The sequence below is a fragment of the Bradyrhizobium sp. URHC0002 genome, from assembly GCF_054059515.1.
This window is the reverse complement of record NZ_JBSSCF010000001.1, coordinates 6,405,256-6,424,711: the sequence shown is the minus strand read 5'-3', so window position 1 is coordinate 6,424,711 and position 19,456 is coordinate 6,405,256. Positions and strand designations below refer to the sequence as shown.

Sequence of the window (19,456 nt, the reverse complement as noted above, 5' to 3'; positions counted from 1 at the left end):
TACGCGGCGGAACGCGGCGGTTCAACCGCAGTTCGCCTCAATAGCCGCGGTCGGGCACGTGGCCATCCTGCGCGAGATCGCTGAAGCGCGTGAACTGGCCCTCGAACTGCACTTCCACGGTCCCGGTGGGGCCATGGCGCTGCTTGCCGATGATGATTTCGGCCTTGCCGTGTACCAGCGACATGTCGAGCTGCCATTTTTCGTATTCGGGCGTGCCGATACGCGGCTCCTTGTTGGCGAGGTAATATTCCTCGCGGTACACGAAGATCACGACGTCGGCGTCCTGTTCGATCGAACCGGATTCGCGCAGGTCGGCGAGTTGCGGCCGTTTGTCGTCGCGGTTTTCGACCTGACGCGAGAGCTGGGACAAGGCGATGATCGGAACGTTGAGTTCTTTTGCCAGCGCCTTGAGGCTGGTGGTGATCTCGGTCACTTCCTGCACGCGATTGTCGGACTTCTTGCCCGAGCCCTGCAGCAGCTGGATGTAGTCGATCACGATCATGTCGAGGCCCTTTTGCCGCTTCAGGCGGCGGGCGCGGGCGGTGAGCTGCGAAATCGACAGGCCGCCGGTTTCGTCGACGTAGAGCGGCAGCGACTGCAGCTCGATCGAATAGTCGCGGATCTTCTCGAAATCGGCCTCGGTGATGCCGCCGCGGCGGATCATGCTTGAGGCGATGCTGGTTTGTTCGGCCAGAATACGCGTGGCGAGCTGTTCGGCGGACATTTCGCAGGAGAAGAAGCCGACGATGCCGCCGTTGACGGATTTCATCGTGCCGTCGGCCTGAACTTCGGCCCGGTGCGCCTTGGCGATGTTGTAGGCGATGTTGGTGGCGAGCGCCGTCTTGCCCATGCCGGGGCGGCCGGCGACGATGATCAAGTCGGAGTGCTGCAGGCCGCCCATCTTGGTGTCGAGATCGCGCAAGCCCGTGGCAATGCCCGACAGGCTGCCGTCGCGCTGGAAGGCCTTGGCGGCCATGTCGACGGCGGTGGTCAGCGCCTGCGAGAAGCGCTGGAAGCCGCCATCGTAACGGCCGGACTCGGCAAGTTCGTAAAGCTGGCGCTCGGCGTCCTCGATCTGGGTGCGCGGGGTAAAATCCACCGGCGCATCGAAGGCGACATTGACCATGTCCTCGCCGATCCGGATCAGGTCGCGGCGCAGCGACATATCGTAGACCGTGCGGCCGTAGTCCTGCGCGTTGATGATCGTGGTGGCCTCGGCTGCGAGACGCGCGAGGTACTGGCCAACCGTCATGCCGCCAATGTCGGTATCGGCGGGCAGGAAGGTTTTCAACGTGACGGGGGTAGCGACCTTGCCCATCCGGATCAGGCTGCCGGCCGTCTCGAAAATGGTCTGGTGGATCGGCTCGAAGAAGTGCTTCGGCTCCAGAAAGTCGGAAACCCGGTAGAACGCGTCGTTGTTGACCAGGATCGCGCCCAGCAGGCTCTGCTCCGCTTCGATATTGTGCGGCGCGCTCCGGTAAACCGGAGTTCCCGCGTCGGGAGCGAGTTTGAGGACGTTCGAATCAGTCAGAGCCATAGCTTGTGATGTTCTTTGGGTTTTTGGTTTTGTTAGGATCGCCGTGGACGTGGGGCAGCGATAAAGCGCCACGTGCCGACGATCCGAAAGCCCGAGTATTCCTTATGCCCGATTCACACAATGCCATGTGTGAATCCAGAGCAGGCCCCTTGACGGATTTGGACCAGAAAACGGCGCCCATCCGGCGGTGCTGGAGCGACTTCCGTGAAAATGCGGGGCAAAGTCTTAGGAGAACCTGAACCTTACCGCGATTTGAACAGACATATCCGAATGCGGGGAGACGTTTTCGACCCGCGTCTTAAGCGTTGATCAAACCAGGATCAGGTAGATGAACGCGAACAAGGCGGCGCCCACCCCGAATGCGATCAAGGCGTAGTCGATCCTGATGTCTGAATCGAACGGAGCTGGGTAGATCTGCTGGCTCATGGCGGAGACGTACGACGGGCCGCCGAGGGTTTCTGTGAAGTAGATCACACGGACGTGATTTTCTTCACCGCAGAATGGGTGGGTTACGAAATCGGGAACGGGCCGGCGAGTTTCGCGTTGCCAGCTGTAACGGACCGGAAGGACAGGCGATGGGTCAGCAAATCCAGGGTTGGCGATCGGCGAGCGGCCAGCGCTTGTGGCTGTCGATGCTGATCGACACGATGGAAGAGATTTCGCGTCCGGAACTGCGTACCGCACCCTGTGACGATCAGTTGCTTGCGGCAGTGCGCGCCCAACTCGCCCATCCGGCGTTGGTTCGTACGCCTTATGCCTCGGCTTACAGCCTCCGGAACTGACGCCACCACGATTGGGACGGACTATTCGCCCGCCAACTGCAACCGCGGCCGCCTCCCGAGTTCCATTCCGCGCAACCGCGCTTCTTCCCCGGTAATGTAATCCCGCGTCATCGGCACGATCCCCTGGCGCCTGGTGAGCTGAATCTGGAAATTCATCAAGTTCTGCTTCCGGAACGACATTTCCGACGCCGCCAGGTAAAACTCCCACATGCGGGCAAAACGCTCGTCATAGAGGCGCACTGCCTCTTCGCGCCGCGCCATGAAGCGGTCACGCCAGGCCTTCAGCGTTTCAGCATAATGCAGCCGCAGGATTTCGATGTCGCAGACCAGAAGGCCCGCCTTCTCGATCGCGGGGATGACCTCGGAAAGCGCGGGGATATAGCCGCCCGGGAAGATGTATTTCGTGGTCCATGGGCTCGTCACATCGGGACCGGTAGAGCGGCCGATCGAGTGCAGCACCATGACGCCGTCTTCGCTGAGAAGCTCGGCACAGCGCCGGAAGAAGGTTTCATAGAAGTCGATGCCGACATGTTCGAACATGCCGACCGACACGATCCGGTCGAACGGGCCGGCAATATCGCGGTAATCGCTGAGCAGGAATCTGGCCGAACCCGTCAGGTTCTTCTCGGCGGCGCGGGCGTTCGAGGCCTGCAATTGCTCAGACGAGAGCGTGATGCCGGTGACGTCGGCGCCGGACATTTCGGCCAGATAGAGGCCGAGGCCGCCCCAGCCCGAGCCGATGTCGAGCACGCGGTTGCCGCGCCCGATCAGGAGCTTGGCGGCAAGATGGCGTTTCTTGGCGAGTTGGGCATCGTCGAGTGTCGTATCCGGCGTTTCGAAGTAGGCGCAGCTATATTGCTTGTCAGCGTCGAGAAAGAGGGAATAGAGCCGCCCGTCGAGGTCGTAGTGATGGGCGACATTGTTTTTCGCCCGGCCGCGCCAGTTGAATTGCCTGGCGTGGCGGCCGAAGTAGCGCAGCCACCATTGCAGCTTGGCCCAGTGCGGCACCATTTCGGGCTGATCGAGCACGATCGCCAGCACGTCCGCGATGGTGCCGTTCTCGACCACGAACGTGCCATCCATATAGGCTTCGCCGAGGGCGAGCTCGGGATTGAGGAGAATATGGCGCTGTGTTCGTTGGGTAAGGAACCGCGCGGACACCGATGGGCCGGTTCCGTCCCCGCAGTTAAACGTTCCCCCGCTCGCGGTCGTGAAGGTCATCGTGCCGCGGCGAATGAACTGGCTCAGGAAATAACGCAGCAACCGATCCATCGAAGCTCCAATGGAACGCGACGGTTACCCCCTCCGCACTCCAGAAGGATTAGTTCCAGGAGTGTCTCAAGTGTATCATAAGTACGATGATGCCGTGGCGCTAGTGCGTTGGAGTCAAAGCGGATATTCACAAATGTCACACTCACGCAGATGCGTACTGGGCGCGCTTCCATTCGCGCCATAATCGGCTAAAAGGTGACCCCGCCGTCGGCCACGTCATGCGATGCCGGTAGCGATTCCACGTCTGGAGAAGCAGGGAATGTTGAGCCGAGCGCTCAGTTTAGCGACGGTTACGATCCTGATCGGCTGCCTCACAGCAGGCGTGGCGCGGGCGGTCGAAAATCTCGACGCCGGCAAGAGCCCCTCCCAGATCTTCTCGAACACCTGCAGCGCCTGCCACAAGAGTCCGCGCGGCCTGTTGAAGAGCGTGTCGGCTTCGTCGTTGCCGGGTTTCCTGCGCCAGCACTATACGACCGGCACCGACATGGCCTCGGTGCTTTCTTCCTATCTGATATCAAACGGGGCGGCCGACCCCCGGTATCAGAGCAAGGATCAGCCGAAGAGGGATGCCAAGCAGGACGGAAGGCCGGATCAGTTCGACCGGCCCGGTCGCCGGCAGCCACCGGCCGCACCGGCGCAGGAGGCTTCCCGGCCGGATGCCGACCGAGCCACGCCGCCGGGCGAGGGCACGCGCCCGGGCCGCGACGCGAAGCGACGGCCGCACACAACGCCTGACGCCGCCAAACCTGCAGATGGGCAGGCCCCGGTGCAGGCCGCTACCGACAGCAAATCGGGCGTCAGGCAGAAGCAGGGCAGACGTGGCAAGCCCGCCGCCGAAGAACCGCCGAAAACCGAGCAGGCCCCCCCGGGCGATGCCTCGAAGGAAGATGCGTCGCGGGATGCCGCCAAAGCTGAAACCGCCGCGACCGATCCTGCCAAGACCGACGCGATCAAGACCGACGCGATCAAGGGCGAGGTCGACAAGCCGGCCAGCGAGGCAGCGCCGTCCGCAGGCGAGTCGGCCGAGACCGCCAAGGTCGATGCTGCTGCCAAGGAGAATGCCGGAAGTGAGCCAACGCCGCTCAGGCCGGATCCGGTGCCGCCAGCTTCCGCAGCGACCGCATCTGAGCCGGCCGCGGGCGCTTCTGCAGCGTCGCCACCACCGATAACGGCTACGGCGCCCGCAGCGCCGACGGTAACGCCCGCCGGCGCGCCCGTGCCGCCAATCTCGCGCTAGGATTTTCAGATTTCCAATGCCGGCCAACGGTGTGATGTCGCTTGACCAGATCTAGAGTGCCACTCTAGAGTAATGATCCAACGGTCTTGAAAGACGGACACGAATGACCACGGCACGCGAGGATCTGCTGGCGGCGGGATTGGCGGTGTTCGACCGCGACGGTTTCGAGGGCGCGACCGTGGCCGCCATCAGAACCCGCGCGCGGGCGTCCAATGGCAGCTTCTTCCATTTCTTCGGGTCGAAGAAGGAACTGGCCGGCACGTTGTTCCTGGAAATTCTCGCCCGCTACCACGCAGCCGTTATCGCCGCAGTCGATGAATCCTGCGGGGCGCGGGAAGGCGTGGCGCGGCTGATCCGCGCGCATCTCGAATGGGTCGTCAATTCCAGGCGCGAGGCGCGCTATCTGTTCGAGATTTCCCGCAGTGAATGGTCCGAGGAGATCCGTGGCGCGCAGCGCGCACAGAATTCGCGCCTTGCGGAAGCCGTTGAGCGATGGCGCGCGCCGCTCCTCGCGCGCGGCGAATTGCTGCCGATGACTTCGTCGCTCTTCTTCAGCCAGATCATCGGACCGGCGCAGATTTTTTGCCGCGCCTGGCTGTCGGGCCGCGACCGCGCCGATCCAAGCGAACAGGCCGACATCCTGATCGCCTGCGCCATCCGCGCGGTGGTCGCGCCCGATGCGATCCACAAACCGGGAGAAACCGTATGAGTGCGAATAACGATCCCGACTTCGCGCCGATCGCGACCCGTATCCGCGACAATGTCGGCCGCCAAGGCTTCATGACCCATATCGGGGCGGAGTTGTCCGAGTTGACGCGCGGCACGTGCACGCTTGCGGTCGACCGCCGGCCGGAACTTTTGCAGCAGCACGGCCTGTTCCACGGCGGCGTCACCGCCTTCCTGGTCGACAACGCCACCACGATTGCGGCCGCAACGTCGCGGGGGCAGTCGGCGCTGACGGCGGAATACAAATTGAACCTGTTGTCGCCGGCTGTAGGCGAGCGCCTGATCTGCCGGGCGCGCGTGATCAAACCCGGGCGTCAGGTCGCCGTGGTTGCGGCCGACGTGTTCTGCGTGATCGATGGTGTCGAGAAGCACACTGCGACCGCGCTGGCGTCGATTGCCATGCTCGACGAGAAAGCGGCTGCCAGAATCCCAAGCCCGGCCTGAAGGGGCCGGGCTTGAAACGCATCACAGCGCGATAGAGCGTTTTCAAGCGAAGTGGGCGCCGGTTCGCGTGAAGAAAACGCGTCAAAAACAGGAATCTAGAGCTTCGGTTCTGATTCTATCAGAACCGATAATGCTCTAGACGCGTTACTTCTCTGTCGACGCGGGCGCCGGCGCCTCGTCGTCGTGCTGGGCTTCCGGATCGAAGAACTCGCCGGCGGCGGCGAGCGCCTCGGCGGCGGCGTCCTGGTCTTCCTGACGGGTCGAGATGTCCTCGCCGCGGTTGATGCGCTCGGCTTCGTCGGCGCTACGCGCCACGGTGACGCTGACGCTGACTTCGACTTCCGGATGCACAGCGATGGCGATCTGATGCTTGCCGATGGTCTTGACCGGCGCATCGAGCAGGACCTGGCTGCGGCTGATGGTGACGCCGTCGGCCTCGAAGGAAGCGATGATGTCGCGCACGCTTACCGAGCCGAACAACTGGCCGGTCTCGGAGGCCTGACGCAGCACGACCACGTTGCGGCCGTTGATCTTCTCCGCGACCTTGGTTGCTTCGCCCTTGGCCTTGAGGTTGTTGGCCTCGAGCTCGGCCTTCATGCCGTCGAACTTGGCGCGGTTGTCGGCGGTGGCGCGCAGCGCCTTGCCGCGCTTGAGCAGAAAGTTGCGGGCAAACCCGTCCTTGACGCGGACGACTTCGCCCATCTGACCGAGCTTGGCGACGCGTTCCAGCAAGATGACTTCCATTTTCGTTCTCCTTTTGAGTATTCCATATGCGGTTGAAGTGGATGGTTGCGGTTTCAGGATGCGGGCAGAGGCGGAGGCTTGCCGTTGCCGCGCAGATAGCGTTGGCGAAGGCCGAATACGGCGTCTGCCAGCCCGAGCGCGATCATCGCGAGTACAGGCCAGCCGAACGCGACAACGATCGCGTAGGTGCAGCAGAGCCAGAAGACGCGGCTCTTGAGTGCCTGCGTCAGCGTGTGCAGCACGGCAAAGCCGGTGAGGCCATAGGCCATCATCAGCGCGGTGGTTGCGATCTGCGCGAACATTGCGACGAGCCCGCCGATGAAGCAGAGGGCCAGCGCGACGCAGAGCGCCACCAGCGTCATCGGGGGCAATTCCGCGCTCTTCAAATCGGGCCAGGGCCGCTGCAGCCGGCCTGACGTCGCGGTGATCTTGCCCGCCAGCCAGAGGTTGAGCGTCAGCGTCATCATGGCAACGATCGTGGCCGCCGCTGGCGCGATGACAGCGAGCGCGGTGACCCAGCGTTCGATATCGCTCGACGATGCCGCATCACGCGACCCCAGGATTCGCATCAGGCCACTGCGCAGTGACCTGGTGATGGTCTCGGCGTCGCTACCGAGCGTCAGCATGGCCGAAATCGTGGTCAGTGCGGCAAAGCCTGCGATCCAGAGCAGGATGCGGCCGACCGGATACCATTCGAGTTGAGGTGCGGCCGGCGCGGCACCGTTAGCTGCGGCCGGATCGGCCGTCGGCCGTCCCAATAGCGCGAGATGGCCGAGCCACCAGGCCGGCAATGCAACGGTGATGACAAAGGCGATGCAATAGGGCAGGCCGAAAATCACGCCGAGGCCGGAAGCGGCGACAATGCCGCCGATCGTCGCGGCGATCGGTCCCCATCCCAAGGCCGCCACCATCAGCGGCAGCGGCGCCAGATAGAACAGCAGCAATGAGATCAGCGCGCCCGAGATGATCGAGGCGAACATCAGCGCCGACGCGCAGCCGGCTGCAAGACCAATGAGGACAATCGCGATCATCAGCTGTCCCGCTCCTTTCGAGCGGTTAGAGGTCGTTCGACCCCAACCATCGGCGACCGGACGACCCGGAAGCCTTATGAAGAATTGCGACCGGCGGCGCGGACGCCGCCGGTCGAAGACGTCTTAGCGAATGACGTAGGGCAGCAGGCCGAGGAAACGCGAGCGCTTGATGGCGCGCGCGAGCTCACGCTGCTTCTTGGCGGACACGGCCGTGATGCGGCTCGGCACGATCTTGCCGCGCTCGGAGACGTAACGCATCAACAGCTTGGAATCCTTGTAATCGATCTTCGGCGCATTCGGACCCGTGAACGGGCAGGTCTTGCGGCGACGGAAAAACGGACGGCGTGCACCAGCTTCAGCCATGGTTCTTACTCCTCTTCCGTCGCTTCAACAGCGGCGTCTTCGCGCGGACGGCGCGGGCCACGGTCGCCACGGAAGCCACCGCCTTCACGATCGCCACGGAAGCCGCCTTCGCGGTCACCGCGGAAGCCGCCGCCACGATCGTCGCGCTCGCGGTCACGATCGGCCTTGCGCATCATGGCCGAGGGACCTTCCTCGTGCTCTTCGACGCGGACGGTGAGGTAACGGATGACGTCTTCGGAGATCCGCTCCTGGCGCTCGATCTCGGTGACCGCGGAGGAGGGCGCATCGATATTCATCAGCACGAAATGCGCTTTGCGATTCTTGTTCATGCGATAGGTGAGCGAACGCACGCCCCAGTTCTCGGTCTTGACGACCTTGCCGCCAAGCCCTTCGACGATGCCCGTCATCTGGGTGGTCAGCTCTTCGACCTGCTGGGTGCTCGCATCCTGACGTGCGAGAAAAACATGCTCATAAAGAGGCATGGGTGTCCTTTCCTGTGTTGGCGCGGTTCCCGGCGGCAAGCCCTTCGAGACCTTCGGAAAGGACTCGATAATGCTCAGAAGGCGGAAGCACGGGACGACGGGCCAACTGGCCCTGCCACATCAACATCGCCAAAAAGGTGAGATTGCTGAGACCGTCCGTTCAGCTCCCGGCCGGGATCCACGGATGGCGCGGTTTATAAGGATTTCCAGCGCGCTGGCAAGGCTTCTTGCGGGGGATTGAGAGGGGCGCGGCCTGCCCCACGCGATGCGGGTGAGCCGGCGTGATCGGTTGACATATTTGTTTGTATAGCATACAAACAACGGGCGAGAGGGCAACAAATGGCTCCCAAATCCGTCCAGAGCGCTTCTGAAATGCTCGCCGGCGATCCCAAGCACGCCGCTCGTGCCACACGTACGGCCGGGCGCCAGATGCGGTCGCGACTGCTGGACGGCGCCAGCCGGCTGTTCAAGGAGCGGGGCCTTGCCGGAACCTCGATTTCGGACATTGCGGCGGCCGCGGACGCGTTTCCGAGCCAGATCACCTATTACTTCCGCACCAAGGAAGCCCTGTTCGTCGAAGCCGCCTCCCGCGACATGTTGTACGTGGCGCGCGCGGCCGAACAGGCCGCGTTGCTGGCCGATACGCCGCGGAATTACACACGCGCACTGGTCGAGACGGTCACGGCGACGGATTCGGTCGCCTTCTTTACCGAAGCGCTGACGCTCACGCGCCGCCGCCAGGACCTTGCGCCGTTGGTAGAACGCACCATCGAGCGGCTGCACGGCGAGGGGATGCGCGCCTATGCCGGCCAGATCGAACGGCATGGCTGGAAAAGTCTGCGCGATCCCGACGCCAGTTCGCGCCGGTTCTGGGCGCTTGCCATCGGCGTGATGGTCGAGGGCCATGCCATGGGCCGATCGGCCGAGGAAATGTGCGCCGAGATGCTGCGCGTGCTGGGCGATCAGGCGACGACAAGGATTGCCGACGACAGTACCCGACTGCGTCTCGTCGGCGACCGCGACGCTTCCGATTCGAATACAACCGACGGGGAGGGATCATCATGACCGCGCTTCGCATGCGTGCCCGCGACTTCCTGAACGAGGACCAACTGATCGCCGTGCGCCAGCGCGTGACGTGGAAGGGGATAGCCCTGATCGCGCATGCGTGGGCGCTGATATTGGGATCGATCGCGCTGGTCGCCTGGTGGCCCAACCCGCTTACCTTTCTGCTGGCGGTGGGCATCATCGGCTCGCGCCAGCTCGGGCTGGCGATCCTGATGCATGACGGCGCGCATGGATGTCTGTCGGCCGACGAAAAGGTCAACCTGACGCTGAGCCAATGGTTCTGCGCTTATCCGATCTTCGCCGAGACCCGCGCCTATCGCCGCTATCACCTGCAGCACCATGCGCGTACGCAGCAGGAGGACGATCCGGACCTGGTGCTGTCAGCGCCGTTTCCGATCACGGGGGTTAGCTATCGCCGCAAGTTCATACGCGATATCACCGGCCAGACCGGTTACCAGCAGCGCAAGGCGCAATTGCTCAATGCGCTGGGACCGAAGGAATGGCCTTTCGCGCAACGCGCCGCGCACTTCTGGGAAAAGCTTGGCCCGCAGTTTGTCGTCAACGTCGTGATGTTCGCCGGCCTTGCCGCCGCTGGCGTGTGGTGGGCCTATCCGCTGTTATGGCTGTTGCCGCTGCTGACCTGGCAGATGGTCATCACCCGCATCCGCAACATCGCCGAGCATGCGGTGGTCCCGGACTCGGCCGATCCCTTGCGCAATACCCGCACCACGCACGCGAATTTCCTGGAGCGGCTGTTCATCGCACCCTATTACGTCAACTATCACCTCGAGCATCATCTGCTGTTCTACGTGCCCTGCTACAACCTGCCGCGTGTCCACCGCATTCTCTTTGAAAGCCGGTATGCGGATCGTATGGAAGTGCAGCCGAACTACGCCGCCGTGCTGCGGCTCGCGACCGCCAAGCCAGACCAGGAGGACCGTCCCGGCAAACTGGTGAGCAGCGTGCGCCGCGCGCGGGCCGGGGCGGAGGTTGGCCATGATCAGGCCGCAGGCGGCTTTTAGAGGTGCACATCTCGTTCGCCCATGGGGTGACTTCCCTGGGCGACACTAGCCGTGAAGGAGCCAGCGAATGATCAATCTGACGACCTTGGCTGCTTACGGGGCGGTTGTGCTCGGCTTCGTATTCATTCCGGGTCCCGCCACGCTCCTCACGGTTGCACGGGCAACGAGTTCGGGCACCAAGGTGGGAATCGCTACCGGTGTCGGGATCGCGGCTGGCGACATGATTCACACCTTCATGGCGATCGTCGGCATCTCTGCGATCATCGCCACCTCGGCGTTGCTGTTCAGCATCATCAAATACATTGGCGCGGCGTATCTGGTTTATCTCGGCATTCGTGCAATTCTTGAAAAAACACCGGCCAATCTGACAGCGGGGGCACTACCAATTTCGGCCGGCAAGGCATTCAGACAAGCTATTTTGGCCGAGGTGCTAAACCCGAAAACTGCACTCTTTTTTCTCGCGTTCCTCCCGCAGTTCGTGGCGCCCGAAAACGGATCGGTGATGCTTCAATTGACGATCCTGGGCATCCTTTTTGTCCTGTTGGGGCTCGTCAGCACCGTGGTTTTTGCGGTCTGCGCGGGAGGACTGGGCAACTTTCTCCGTCGAAATCCCACCGTGCTAAAATGGCAGGGCAAGGCCGTTGGCGGCATCTATTGCGCGCTAGGTGTCCGGTTGGCGCTGCAGGAACGCTGAGCCCCCAATTTCCGACCCTCCCACGGAACGCGCCATCCCGCACCGCGGCTTGACATCCCGGCCTTGGTCAGTGTCTTACGGCCCCAATTCTCACGAGGGAGCGCCGATGACGGCTGCATTTACGTTTCCGGGGCAGGGTTCCCAGGCGGTCGGCATGGGCAAGGCCCTGGCAGAGGCCTTTCCGGCCGCGCGGGCGGTATTCGACGAGGTCGATTCGGCGCTCGGCGAGAAGCTGACCGCCATCATCTGGGACGGCCCGGCCGAAACCCTCCAGCTTACCGAAAATGCCCAGCCGGCCCTGATGGCGGTCTCGATCGCCACGCTGCGGGTGCTGGAGACCGAGGCGGGCTTTTCCATCGGGCGGGATGCGGCTTTTGTCGCCGGCCATTCGCTCGGCGAATATTCCGCGCTGGCCGCGGCCGGCAGCCTCAGCATCAGCGATACCGCGCGCCTGCTGCGTACCCGCGGCCTTGCGATGCAAAAGGCGGTGCCGGTCGGTGCCGGGGCGATGGCCGCACTGCTTGGCCTTGATTATGAGGCGGCGATGGCGGTTGCCAGCGAAGCCGCGCAGGGTCAGGTCTGCCAGGCCGCCAACGACAATGGCGGCGGGCAGGTGGTGGTGTCCGGCGACAAGGCCGCCGTCGAGCGCGCACTCGAAATCGCCAAGACCAAGGGCGCCAAGCGCGCGATGCTGCTGCCGGTGTCCGCGCCGTTCCATTGCAAGCTGATGCAGCCCGCGGCCGATGCGATGGCGGAGGCGCTGGCCGGAGTGACGATCAAGGCGCCGGCCTCGCCGCTGGTGTCGAATGTGTTGGCGGCACCGATCACCGATCCCGACGAGATCCGCCGCCGCCTGATCGAGCAGGTCACCGGCACCGTGCGTTGGCGCGAGTCGGTGGCCTACATGGCGGCGCATGGCGTCACGCGGTTCTTCGAAATCGGCGCCGGCAAGGTGCTGAGCGGGCTGGTCAAGCGCATCGCCGACGGCGCGGTCGGCGTGTCGATCGGGGGACCCAACGATATTGCGGCGGCCAAGGACGCATTGGCGGCTTCGGCCTGAAGCTTCCGGAAGGAGACATCGATGTTCGATTTGACGGGCAGGACGGCGCTGGTGACCGGCGCGACCGGCGGCATTGGCGGGGCGATCGCGCAGGCGTTGCACGCGCAGGGCGCGACGGTGGCGATATCAGGAACGCGCCGCGAGGTGCTGGATTCGTTCGCCGGCAAGCTTGGCGATCGCGTCCACGTGCTGCCGTGCAACCTTTCCGACAGCGCTGAAGTCGAGGCGCTGGTGCCCGCAGCGGAAGCTGCCATGGGGCAGGTCGACATTCTGATCGCCAACGCCGGCATCACGCGCGACAATCTGTTCGTACAGTTGCGTGACGAGGACTGGGACGACGTCATCCAGGTCAATCTGACCGCGACCTTCCGCCTCGCCCGCGCGGCAACCAAATTGATGATGCGCAAGCGCTTCGGCCGGATCATCGCGATCACCTCGATCGTCGGTGTGACCGGCAACCCCGGCCAGGCCAACTACACCGCGTCGAAGGCCGGAATCATCGGCCTGATCAAGACGCTGGGGGCGGAATACGCCAAGCGCAACGTGACCGCCAATTGCATCGCGCCGGGGTTCATCAAGACGCCGATGACGGACGCGCTCAACGACAAGCAGCGCGAGACCATCCTGACGAAGGTTCCTGCGGCGCGGCTGGGCACGCCGGAGGACATCGCCGCGGCGGCTGTCTATCTCGCCTCGAACGAGGCCGCCTACGTCACCGGTCAGACGATTCACGTCAACGGCGGAATGGCCATGTTTTGAGCCAGTTATCGCCCCGATCGATGCGGCCAAAGGCCGTTTCCCGGGGCGGTTGAGGCTTGTAGTCAAGGCTTGGGAAGTATGGTAACCGAACCCCCGACGGATGGGCAAACAAGGCCATTGCAGGATTTTGAAACCCTGTATATTGGCGTGGCAACGCCTGCCGTTCGCCGGGGCTTTGTCGGCTACCAACGTGCCGAATCAAGACTATGCGATAGCGAAGGAAGTTTAACGACCACGATAGCTCGTAGCGTTTCTGAAGCGTCTTGGGGTCGGGTCCATTGGAACAAGCACGAGGTTGAACGATGAGTGAGATTGGCGAGCGGGTTAAGAAGATTGTGGTCGAACACCTCGGTGTTGAACCCGATAAGGTTGTCGACAACGCAAGTTTCATCGACGACCTCGGCGCCGACAGTCTCGACACCGTCGAGCTTGTGATGGCATTTGAAGAAGAGTTCGGTTGCGAAATTCCTGATGATGCCGCCGAGACGATTTTGACCGTCGGCGACGCCACGAAGTTTCTCGAGAAGAACGCGAAAAGCTGACGTCCCGGGCGGGTAGTGACAGAGCCGGACGGGCCGTCGTTGAACGGTCCCCCGGTTTCTTGTTTTGGGCCGCCGGTTTCGGGCTGGAGTTTCTGACATGAGGCGGGTTGTCGTCACGGGGCTGGGCATGGTTACGCCGCTCGGCTGCGGCGTTGACACAACGTGGGCGCGTATCCTCAACGGCCAGAGCGGCGCCAGGGAGATCGATACATTTGAAGTCGCCGATCTTGCGAGCCGGATCGCTTGCGTGATTCCACGCGGCGACGGCAGTGACGGCACTTTCAATCCCGATCAGTGGATGGAGCCGAAGGACCAGCGCAAGGTCGACGACTTCATCATCTTTGCGATGGCCGCGGCGCGTCAGGCGCTCGACGACGCCGACTGGCATCCCTCGACCGAAGAAGACAAATGCGCGACCGGCACCCTGATCGGCTCGGGGATCGGCGGCCTGTCCGGCATCGCCGATACGGCGCTGCTGCTCAAGGAGCGCGGGCCGCGAAAAGTCTCGCCGTTCTTCATTCCGGGGCGGCTGATCAATCTCGCTTCCGGCTATGTCTCGATCGAGCACGGCCTCAAGGGCCCCAACCATTCCGTGGTGACCGCCTGTTCGACCGGCGCGCATGCGATCGGCGATGGTGCCCGCCTGATTGCGCTCGGCGACGCTGACGTCATGGTCGCGGGTGGAACGGAATCGCCGATCTGCCGGCTGGCAATGGCGGGCTTTTGCGCCGCGCGCGCGCTCTCGACCGGCTACAACGAGACGCCGGAAAGGGCCTCGCGGCCGTACGACAAGGATCGCGATGGATTCGTGATGGGCGAGGGTGCCGGCATCGTGGTGCTCGAGGAATATGAGCACGCGAAAAAGCGCGGTGCGAAGATCTATGCAGAAGTGGTGGGCTATGGCCTGTCGGGCGATGCCTATCATATCACCTCGCCGGCGCCGGATGGCGATGGCGGCTTCCGCAGCATGAGCGCGGCGATCAAGCGCGCCGGGATCGCGGTATCCGATATCGACTACATCAACGCCCACGGGACTTCGACGCAGATCGGCGACGAGATCGAACTCGGCGCGGTGGAGCGGCTGCTCGGCAACGCCGCCTCCAAGGTGTCGATGTCGTCGACGAAATCGTCGACCGGGCATCTGCTCGGGGCTGCCGGTGCGATCGAGGCGATTTTCAGTATCCTTGCGATTCGCGATAACGTTGCTCCACCCACCATCAATTTGGAAAATCCGTCTGTGGAAACGGCGATCGATCTGGTGCCGCAGACGGCGCGCAAGCGCGAGATTAACGTCGCGCTGTCGAATTCCTTCGGTTTCGGTGGCACCAATGCCTCCGTGATCGTTCGGCGCGTGGCTGATTAGCAGTTGTTTATAACTACTCCACCGTTTTGCCGTATTCGGCGATGACTTCTACATACGGGCGTGTGCTATCGGCTGGTCAGGGGATTGCCCGGCCGCGATTGAACCGACAGGATTCAGGTTGCATCGATGAGTGAGAGGCCGCCCATTTCACCACGGAGCCCGCGCGCTGCGTTGGAGCCCGAGCAGGTGCCGCCGCCGCCGAGGCGGTCGGAGCGCGCCCGCAATCCCTTCGTGGTGGTCGGCAATGCCATCATCACCATCCTGATCATTGCGATGATCGGGGCAGGGGCGGTGTACTATTACGGCAGGCAGATGCTGGAGACCCCGGGCCCGCTGCAGGAAGACAAGGTCGTCAACATTCCCGCGCGTGCCGGCAAGCGCGACATCGCCGACGCGCTGCTGCGCGAGGGCGTGATCAACGTCAATCCATGGGTATTCATCGGTGGCGTGTTTGCGCTGAAGGCGAGTTCCGACCTCAAGCCGGGCGAATATTCCTTCCAGAAGAAATCCAGCCTGCGCGATGTCATCGCCACCATCGTCGAGGGCAAGGTGGTGCAGCACGCCGTTACCATTCCCGAAGGCCTGACGTCCGAACAGATCGTGGCGCGGCTTACCGACAACGACATCTTCGCTGGGAGCGTGCGGGAAATGCCGCGCGAGGGCACGCTGCTGCCGGAAACCTACAAATTTCCGCGCGGCACCACGCGCGATCAGGTGATCCAGCGCATGCAGCAGACCCAGAAGCGGGTGCTCGCGGAGATCTGGGAACGCCGCAATCCGGACGTTCTGGTCAAGTCGCCCGAGCAGCTCATCACGCTGGCCTCGATCATCGAGAAGGAAACCGGCCGGGCCGACGAGCGCAGCCGCGTGGCCGCCGTATTCACCAATCGCCTGCGGCAGAGGATCAAGCTGCAGTCCGATCCGACCATCATCTATGGCCTGGTCGGCGGCAAGGGAACGCTGGGCCGCCCGATCAAGCGCTCCGAGATTACGCAGCCTTCGCCCTACAACACCTATGTGATCGAGGGTCTGCCGCCCGGACCAATCGCCAATCCGGGCCGCGCTTCGCTCGAGGCGGCGGCCAACCCGGCGCGCACGCGCGACCTGTTCTTTGTGGCCGACGGGACCGGCGGGCACACCTTTACCGAGACCTACGACCAGCATCAGAAGAACGTCGTCAAGCTGCGGGCGCTCGAAAAACAGATTCAGAACGACACCGTCGAACCGTCCGAGGATGCGCCGCCGCCCACGTCAGCCGGAGGGCCGGCCGATACCAATCCGACCGCAACCACGCCGCGGCCGGCGGGGGCGGCGAAAAAGCCGCCCGCCCGTCCTGTGGCGCCTGCGCCTGCGGCGGCGCCAGCCCGCCAAGGCGCCGCGCAGTCGACCACGACGCCGCCGGTGGTTCAGCGCTGACGCCCGGCCGGTTGAGTCCGAGTTCCGGCTACAGCCGGAACGTAATTCCACTTTGGCGGAAATCGGCTTAAGGTCGCACCGTCCCTTTCGAGTCTCGAAATCCCAGTCTTTCGGAGAGTATTACGCGATGGCGCTATCGAGCATGACCGGTTTTGCCCGGAGCCACGGCGCCAGCGGCCCCTATACGTTCGAATGGGAACTGAAGTCCGTCAACGCGAAGGGTTTTGACCTGCGCTTGCGGCTGCCGCCCGGCTGGGACGAACTGGAGGCCTTTGCCAAGAAACGCGCCGGCGAGGTGCTGTCGCGGGGTACGGTATACGCCAACCTCAACGTCAAGCGCGCCAACGCGGTCTCGACCATACGCATCAACGAAGACGTGCTCGCCTCGATCGTGAAGGTGGCGGGCGTGCTCGCCGGCAAGATCGACGCCGTGGCGCCGAGCATCGACGGGCTGCTCAGCATCAAGGGCGTCATCGAGGTCGTTGAACCCGAAAGCGACGAGACGGAAGACAAGGCGGCGAGGGACGCGGCAGCCACAGCCTTCGAGCAGGCGCTCGCCCATCTCGTCGAGATGCGCCGCCGCGAAGGCATGACGCTGGGGCAAATTCTGATCCAGCGCATGGATGAAATCGAGAAGCTGGCGAAAAAGGCCGAGGCCGCGCCCGGTCGCAAACCGGAGGCGATCAGGGCGCGCCTGGCCGAACAGGTGGCGGCCCTGCTGGAGACTTCCGAACGTTTCGATTCCGACAGGCTCAACCAGGAAGCGATCCTGATCGCGACCAAGGCCGATATCCGCGAAGAGCTCGACCGTATCGCCTCGCACGTGGCGCAGGCCCGCGAGATGATCGGCAAGGGCGGACCGGTCGGCCGGCGGCTCGACTTCCTCTCCCAGGAATTCAACCGCGAGGTCAACACCTGCTGTTCCAAATCGAACGATCTGGAATTGACCCAGACCGGGCTCGAGATGAAGAACGTGGTCGAGCAATTCCGCGAGCAGGTCCAGAACCTGGAGTAGGCGATGACGGCTGGAAGTTTCGACGGGGTGGAACGGCGAGGGCTGATGTTCGTGCTGTCGTCGCCCTCGGGCGCGGGCAAGACCACGCTGTCGCGTTTGCTGCTTGAGCGCGAGCCGGGCCTCAAGATGTCAGTTTCAGCGACGACGCGCCCGATGCGGCCGGGCGAGGTTGAGGGCCGCGACTATTTCTTCGTCGACAAGCCCAAATTCGAGACGATGGTGAAGCACGGCGAACTGCTCGAATGGGCGACCGTATTCGACAATCTCTACGGTACGCCGCGCGCACCGGTCGAAGCGGCATTGTCGGCGGGACAGGACGTTTTGTTCGACATCGACTGGCAAGGCACCCAGCAGCTACATCAGAAGGCGAGCGTCGATGTCGTCCGGGTCTTCATTCTGCCGCCATCGGCCGCCGATCTGGAGAAACGGCTGCACACGCGTGCGCAGGATTCCGACGAGGTGATTCGCGGGCGTATGAGCCGGGCCACCCATGAACTCAGCCACTGGGCGGAATACGACTATATCGTCGTCAACCACAACGTCGATGACGCGTTCGCCGAAGTGCAGTCGATCCTCAAGGCCGAGCGGCTCAAGCGTGAGCGCCGCACCGGCCTCACCGAGTTCGTTCGCAAGCTGCAGCGCCAGTTGGAAAAATAGCCGCCGCTTCCGTTTCGGTTACGTCTGCGCGCTGCGGGCGAGCCGGGACAGCATTTCCGTAACCTGCAGCTCCCGCTCCCGATCCTGGGGCACGCGATCCTGGGGCACGTGTCGGCGTTCCTGGGGCGGGCGTGGCCGCTCTTGAGGTACTCGGGTCGTCCGTTCCTGAGGTACGCGCGTCCGCTCTTGTGGTACGCGCGTCCGCTCTTGTGGCACGCGTGGCCGCTCTTGAGGCGCGCGTGCACGCTCCTGGGGTACGTGTGTCCGATCCTGGGGTAGGCGCGGATTGTACACACCTCCGGTGCGCCGCAGCCCGGCGTCCTCGTCGTGGAACATCGGTTGTGGCGAACGCCGCTTCGTCTTTGCAGTATCCCACATCGCGCGCCGCTTGCGGCGTATGGCGCGGCGCGCCCGCATGCGGCCGATCCGAACGATCGCGCTTACCGTGAGGCCGGCCAGCGCGAGGGCGGCGGCCATCACCAAAAGCAGCTTCTGCAACGACGCGGTCGGCTTTGCCGGCGCAAGGTCCACTGCGGCGGGCGCAATCTGATCAACCGCGGGCTGCTGCACTTCCTCGGCCTGCGGCGGCTGGCTTGCCGGTGGGTTCGAGGCTGCGACCTGGAGACCGGTTGGAGTTGCCAGAGATCTCGTGGTGGGAGCGTCGTTCCATCGTATCGACGACAGCGGCGCCGGCGCGAGCACGTTCGGCATGGCCGCGCGCGCGCTATCCTGCACGACAGGTGGGGGGGCGGCCGCTGCAGCCGTTCGCTCGACTCTGGCGGGCGGATTTGGCTCGGCGCGGGGTTGCTGGGAGACCCATTCGGCACGTGCGTCGGCGATCGACTTGCGGGTGATCGTTCGTTGCTGCGGCGACGCCGGCTCCTCTGCGGCCGAAGCCGGGGCCGAGGCTGGCGGCGCGGCGCGTGCGAACTTGTCGTCGGCCGTGTCGCTCTCCTCCCGGAGATACCAGCACTGACGTTTGGTGACGCGGTCGATGCGATAGTACCAATGGCTGCCCGAGGGGGTCGCGCCCTTCGGCGCGGACAGGCAACTATCCGCGGCGGCCTGGGTCGTTGCCGGCGCGGCGGCTTCCGCTGCAGTCGATAATACCTGGGCCCGGAGATCCGTCACCGCGGTCAGGTTGGCGCCTGCCACGACACCGGCAAGGAGAGCCGGGACGAATTTCACGGAACGGTTCGACATACACAACCCCGGCAACGCAACGCGACGCGACTCTTTACGCCC

Annotated in this window: 22 protein-coding genes; 14 read left to right on the top strand and 8 right to left on the bottom strand. The window is 63.7% G+C overall.

From position 1 onward, the window contains the following. Nucleotides 1-37 precede the first annotated feature (37 nt). Nucleotides 38-1,537, bottom strand: coding sequence for a replicative DNA helicase (locus ACVWVY_RS31440; protein WP_456630019.1), 1,500 nt, complete (start codon nt 1,535-1,537; stop codon nt 38-40). 309 nt (nt 1,538-1,846) lie between these two features. Continuing rightward, the gene (locus ACVWVY_RS31435; protein WP_456630018.1) at nt 1,847-2,011 is read right to left on the bottom strand and encodes a hypothetical protein; all 165 of its coding nucleotides are present in this window, start codon (nt 2,009-2,011) and stop codon (nt 1,847-1,849) included. Nucleotides 2,012-2,112: 101 nt separating this feature from the next. On the opposite strand from ACVWVY_RS31435, the gene ACVWVY_RS31430 reads away from it, so the two are divergent. Then, nucleotides 2,113-2,319 carry a transcriptional regulator gene (locus tag ACVWVY_RS31430; RefSeq protein ID WP_456630017.1) on the top strand — a complete coding sequence of 69 codons (207 nt, stop codon included), beginning with the start codon at nt 2,113-2,115 and terminating at the stop codon, nt 2,317-2,319. 21 nt (nt 2,320-2,340) lie between these two features. Here the strand turns inward: ACVWVY_RS31430 and ACVWVY_RS31425 are convergent, their stop codons facing one another. Further along, nucleotides 2,341-3,591, bottom strand: coding sequence for a class I SAM-dependent methyltransferase (locus ACVWVY_RS31425; protein ID WP_456630016.1), 1,251 nt, complete (start codon nt 3,589-3,591; stop codon nt 2,341-2,343). Between the two features lie 259 nt (nt 3,592-3,850). Here ACVWVY_RS31425 and ACVWVY_RS31420 point away from each other — a divergent pair, with 259 nt between their 5' ends. The 3 genes from ACVWVY_RS31420 (at nt 3,851) to ACVWVY_RS31410 (ending at nt 5,998) form a co-directional block, all read left to right on the top strand. Further along, the gene (locus tag ACVWVY_RS31420) at nt 3,851-4,828 is read left to right on the top strand and encodes a hypothetical protein (RefSeq protein WP_456630015.1); all 978 of its coding nucleotides are present in this window, start codon (nt 3,851-3,853) and stop codon (nt 4,826-4,828) included. Nucleotides 4,829-4,931: 103 nt separating this feature from the next. After that, a complete protein-coding gene (locus ACVWVY_RS31415) occupies nt 4,932-5,537 on the top strand; it encodes a TetR/AcrR family transcriptional regulator (RefSeq protein WP_456630014.1) in 606 nt (201 codons plus the stop codon). Then, entirely contained in the window at nt 5,534-5,998 is a 465-nt protein-coding gene (locus ACVWVY_RS31410; RefSeq protein ID WP_456630013.1) for a PaaI family thioesterase, read from the top strand. The genes ACVWVY_RS31415 and ACVWVY_RS31410 overlap by 4 nt, the downstream gene beginning before the upstream one ends. Nucleotides 5,999-6,142: 144 nt before the next feature. Here the strand turns inward: ACVWVY_RS31410 and rplI are convergent, their stop codons facing one another. The 4 genes from rplI to rpsF form a co-directional block, all read right to left on the bottom strand. Continuing rightward, complete coding sequence (gene rplI / locus ACVWVY_RS31405) at nt 6,143-6,742, bottom strand: 50S ribosomal protein L9 (protein ID WP_456630012.1); 600 nt, start codon at nt 6,740-6,742, stop codon at nt 6,143-6,145. Nucleotides 6,743-6,795: 53 nt separating this feature from the next. Beyond that, on the bottom strand, nt 6,796-7,773 hold the full coding sequence (locus ACVWVY_RS31400; protein ID WP_456630011.1) for a hypothetical protein: 978 nt from the start codon (nt 7,771-7,773) through the stop codon (nt 6,796-6,798). Between the two features lie 123 nt (nt 7,774-7,896). Then, nucleotides 7,897-8,136 carry a 30S ribosomal protein S18 gene (gene rpsR / locus ACVWVY_RS31395; protein ID WP_002711478.1) on the bottom strand — a complete coding sequence of 80 codons (240 nt, stop codon included), beginning with the start codon at nt 8,134-8,136 and terminating at the stop codon, nt 7,897-7,899. A 5-nt stretch (nt 8,137-8,141) separates the two neighbouring features. Next, nucleotides 8,142-8,618, bottom strand: a complete 477-nt coding sequence (gene rpsF / locus ACVWVY_RS31390) for a 30S ribosomal protein S6 (protein ID WP_456630010.1) — start codon at nt 8,616-8,618, stop codon at nt 8,142-8,144. A 339-nt stretch (nt 8,619-8,957) separates the two neighbouring features. Between rpsF and ACVWVY_RS31385 the strand changes: the two genes are divergently transcribed. From ACVWVY_RS31385 to gmk, 10 genes are all read left to right on the top strand, one after another. Further along, nucleotides 8,958-9,683: a TetR/AcrR family transcriptional regulator C-terminal domain-containing protein gene (locus tag ACVWVY_RS31385; protein WP_456630009.1), complete on the top strand. Its 726-nt coding sequence runs from the start codon at nt 8,958-8,960 to the stop codon at nt 9,681-9,683. After that, nucleotides 9,680-10,705 (top strand): fatty acid desaturase family protein, encoded by a 1,026-nt coding sequence (locus ACVWVY_RS31380; protein WP_456630008.1) that lies wholly within the window; start codon nt 9,680-9,682, stop codon nt 10,703-10,705. The genes ACVWVY_RS31385 and ACVWVY_RS31380 overlap by 4 nt, the downstream gene beginning before the upstream one ends. Nucleotides 10,706-10,772: 67 nt before the next feature. Continuing rightward, nucleotides 10,773-11,399 (top strand): LysE family translocator, encoded by a 627-nt coding sequence (locus ACVWVY_RS31375; protein WP_456630007.1) that lies wholly within the window; start codon nt 10,773-10,775, stop codon nt 11,397-11,399. A gap of 106 nt (nt 11,400-11,505) precedes the next feature. Further along, nucleotides 11,506-12,459 (top strand): ACP S-malonyltransferase, encoded by a 954-nt coding sequence (fabD, locus tag ACVWVY_RS31370; protein WP_456630006.1) that lies wholly within the window; start codon nt 11,506-11,508, stop codon nt 12,457-12,459. A gap of 21 nt (nt 12,460-12,480) precedes the next feature. Next, on the top strand, nt 12,481-13,218 hold the full coding sequence (gene fabG, locus ACVWVY_RS31365) for a 3-oxoacyl-[acyl-carrier-protein] reductase (RefSeq protein WP_456630005.1): 738 nt from the start codon (nt 12,481-12,483) through the stop codon (nt 13,216-13,218). 302 nt (nt 13,219-13,520) lie between these two features. Next, the gene (locus ACVWVY_RS31360) at nt 13,521-13,760 is read left to right on the top strand and encodes an acyl carrier protein (protein WP_008969609.1); all 240 of its coding nucleotides are present in this window, start codon (nt 13,521-13,523) and stop codon (nt 13,758-13,760) included. A 97-nt stretch (nt 13,761-13,857) separates the two neighbouring features. After that, complete coding sequence (gene fabF, locus ACVWVY_RS31355; RefSeq protein ID WP_456630004.1) at nt 13,858-15,123, top strand: beta-ketoacyl-ACP synthase II; 1,266 nt, start codon at nt 13,858-13,860, stop codon at nt 15,121-15,123. Between the two features lie 126 nt (nt 15,124-15,249). Then, nucleotides 15,250-16,539, top strand: a complete 1,290-nt coding sequence (mltG, locus tag ACVWVY_RS31350) for an endolytic transglycosylase MltG (protein WP_456630003.1) — start codon at nt 15,250-15,252, stop codon at nt 16,537-16,539. Nucleotides 16,540-16,666: 127 nt separating this feature from the next. Then, on the top strand, nt 16,667-17,554 hold the full coding sequence (locus ACVWVY_RS31345) for a YicC/YloC family endoribonuclease (RefSeq protein WP_456630002.1): 888 nt from the start codon (nt 16,667-16,669) through the stop codon (nt 17,552-17,554). Nucleotides 17,555-17,557: 3 nt separating this feature from the next. Continuing rightward, entirely contained in the window at nt 17,558-18,211 is a 654-nt protein-coding gene (gmk, locus tag ACVWVY_RS31340) for a guanylate kinase (RefSeq protein WP_456630001.1), read from the top strand. Nucleotides 18,212-18,229: 18 nt separating this feature from the next. Here the strand turns inward: gmk and ACVWVY_RS31335 are convergent, their stop codons facing one another. Next, nucleotides 18,230-19,414: a hypothetical protein gene (locus ACVWVY_RS31335; protein ID WP_456630000.1), complete on the bottom strand. Its 1,185-nt coding sequence runs from the start codon at nt 19,412-19,414 to the stop codon at nt 18,230-18,232. Between the last annotated feature and the right edge of the window lie 42 nt (nt 19,415-19,456).